A 3,098-nucleotide genomic window follows, 5' to 3' on the forward strand; every position below is an offset into this window, starting at 1 on the left:
TCGGAGAGGAACTTGTTCACCTCGCCGGCGAGATCGCGCGATTGCGACGACAATTGCTGCGCCGCGCCGAGCACGCGGCCGGCGGCCGAGCCCGTATCGTCGGCGGCCCGCTGCACGCCCGAGATGTTGGTGCTGACCTCCTGGGTGCCGCGCGCCGCCTCCTGCACGCTGCGGGAAATCTCCGAGGTCGCCGAGCCCTGCTCCTCGATGGCGGAAGCAATCGCCACGCCGATCTGATCGATCTCGGTGATGACGTCGACGACGTTCCTGATCGCCGACACCGTCTGATCGCTTGCCGCCTGGATGGCTGCGATCTGCTCGGAAATCTCCGTGGTGGCTTTCGCGGTCTGTCCGGCGAGCGACTTGACCTCGGAGGCGACGACCGCAAATCCGCGTCCGGCCTCGCCGGCACGCGCGGCCTCGATGGTGGCGTTCAGCGCCAACAGGTTGGTCTGGGCCGCGATGGTCTGGATCAGCGTAACGACGTCGCCGATCTTCTGCGCGCCGTCGGCGAGCGAACGGGCGGTGTCGCCGGTGCGGCGCGCGCTCTCGACGGCACGCGCCGCGATCTCGGTGGATTGCGCGACCTGGCGGCCGATCTCGCCGATCGAGGAGGTCAGCTCCTCGGTCGCGCTCGCCACCGTCTGCACATTGGTCGAGGTCTGTCCGGAGGCGGTCGCGACCACGGCCGCCTGGCGATTGGCTGTGGAAGCGGCAGTCGACATCGCCTGTGCGGTCTTCTCCATCACGCCGGACGCGGACGACAGGCCGCCGACGAGCTGGCCGACCCTGGTTTCGAATCCCCGGGCGAGATCGTCGAGCGCGTGGGCGCGGCGCATCTTAACGTCGTTCTCCGCCTCCTTCTCGGCAGCGAGCCGATCGGCACGGATCATATTGTCCTTGAAGACGTTGACGGCGGCGGCCATCGCGCCGATCTCGTCGTCGCGATCGGCGCCGGGGATCTCGTTTGCCATCTCGCCGCCGACCAGCGCCGACATCCGCGACGTGAGATCGACGATCGGACGGCAGACGCGGCGCAGGATCAGCATCACGAGGCCGATGCTGGCGGCAGCGAAAGCGACGAAGCCGGCCAGTGCGGTCAGGAAGCTCGCACGTGCCGAAGAATAGGAGGCGCCGAGCACCTGCTCGGCATTGTCGTAGAAGGCATCGCGCACGTCCATCACCGCCGAGAGGCCCTGCTGCGAGATGGCGTAGAAGGTGTCCACATCGCGCTCATATTGTCCGCTTGCCGCGCCCTCCTGAATGAGCTTCAGCTCGCGGCCGAACTTCTCGACGAAGAGCTCGTTCATGCGCGACAGCGCGGTCGTGACATTGGCCGGGATCGTGGGATTGCCGCGCAGGTCCTGCAACGACTTCACGACCTGGTCGAGCCGTCCCTGGGCGCGGTAGAGGTCGGTTCTCTCGGCGTCGGTCCCTGCGCGCTTGGCGCCGAGCAATGCCTTGCTGATGCTGCCGTAGGCGCCGCCGAGGTCGCGGACGGACCAGGCGATGTTGGCATAGACGGCCTGCCGATAGGCGTCGCCATGCAGCGTCGCGATGCGTCGCACCTGCTCGTCCAGCAGCTTCACGACGGCGCGGTTCATGGTCATGTGGTTGGCCACGATCTTGTTCGAGGCATCCCTGCGCGCCTCGGCCGGCCCGTCGATCGCGGCGTCGATCTCGTTGCGGAGTGCCGTGAACTTCGCGTTGATGTCGTCGATGCCGGAAGCGATCGCGTCGCCGTCGTCGAAGGCGCCGGGCAGGGTCTTGCGCAGCTCGATCACCTTCGCACGCGCGCCGTCGGTCTTGCTGCGATACTTGTCGTTGAGGTCGGTCCGCATTTTCGGATCGACGGTCGCGGGCCCGAACAGGATGTTGACGGCGAAGCCGCGCTCGGAGTTGAAGTAGCGCGGGATGTCTCCGACCGCGCGGACGATCGCGAGGCGGGCCTGGGCTTCGGAAACCCGGTCCATGGTCTCATACTTCGAGACGGCGACATAGGCCGCCAGTCCCCCGCCCACGGTCGACAGCGAAACGATGGCGGCCGTCAATAGCGTTCCGATTTTCATGATTTTCTGGACATCCACGAGCGATGAAGACAACGCTGAAAACTATCGGTCCCGTATTAACCGGGGGTTTATGCCTTGGGCGGGAACACGGCCGCATTGCGTCGCGTGAAGTATCGAGATACCGAGGGGTGGCATTGAGGCAGGTTCGGCGTGCGGGAGAGTCGACGAGCCCTCTCAACCTTCTCCTGGCCCGCCTTCGCCCGGCCTGCCTTCCGGCCTGCGATCGTATGATGATCATCATCCTTCCGTGCCGTCGCATTGCATCGTGATCGACTCCAAGCGGATTGTCCGCCTCGCGGCATCAACCAAAAGCATTCGACCGCACTGCTGGCTCGTGCTAGGAAATGCAAGAAGCCGTTTTGACAGGGAGAAAACACAACATGCGTGAGGCAGTGGTCGTATCCTATGCCCGCACCGGGCTGGCGAAGTCCGCCCGCGGCGGATTCAACATCACCCCGCCGATGACGATAGCGGCGCATGCCATCCATCATGCCGTGGAACGCGCCGGCGTCGACAAGGATTATGTCGAGGACTGCTATCTCGGCAATTGCGCCCATGGCGCCCGCAACATCGGCCGCGAGGCGGCGCTGCTCGCCGGCATGCCGAAGACCACGGCCGGCGTCTCCGTCAATCGTTTCTGCTCGTCGGGCCTGCAGACCATCGCGATGGCGGCAAACCACATCCGTTCCGACGGCGCCGACTGCATCGTCGCCGGCGGCGTGGAGAGCATCTCCATTCCGGGTGGCGGAATGCCGAAGGAGGCGCAGGACGCCGAGCTGCTCAAACACGCGCCCGACATCTACATGGCGATGATCGACACCGCCGACATCGTCGCCGAGCGCTACAAGCTCAGCCGTGAATATCAGGACGAGTTCTCGCTGGAATCGCAGCGCCGCATGGCGGCCGCGCAGCAGGCCAACAAGTTCAAGGACGAGATCGTCCCGATGAAGACGAAAATGAAGGTCGTCAACAAGGAGACGAAAGAGGAGAGCATCGTCGATTACACGGTCTCGCGCGACGAGTGCAACC

General features: G+C 65.2%; 2 protein-coding genes. One reads left to right on the forward strand and one right to left on the reverse strand.

All coding sequences use genetic code 11. The annotated features are described in order from the left end of the window. The coding region (locus tag JOY90_RS28400; RefSeq protein WP_291694410.1) for a methyl-accepting chemotaxis protein at positions 1 to 2,069 on the reverse strand (2,069 nt) is incomplete at its 3' end. A gap of 380 nt (positions 2,070 to 2,449) precedes the next feature. Here JOY90_RS28400 and JOY90_RS28405 point away from each other — a divergent pair. Then, positions 2,450 to 3,098 (forward strand): beta-ketoacyl synthase N-terminal-like domain-containing protein (locus JOY90_RS28405; protein ID WP_291694411.1); only part of this gene is annotated, 649 nt, incomplete at its 3' end.

The organism is Bradyrhizobium sp. (assembly GCF_019242285.1).
In the GTDB taxonomy this organism is placed as follows: domain Bacteria; phylum Pseudomonadota; class Alphaproteobacteria; order Rhizobiales; family Xanthobacteraceae; genus Bradyrhizobium.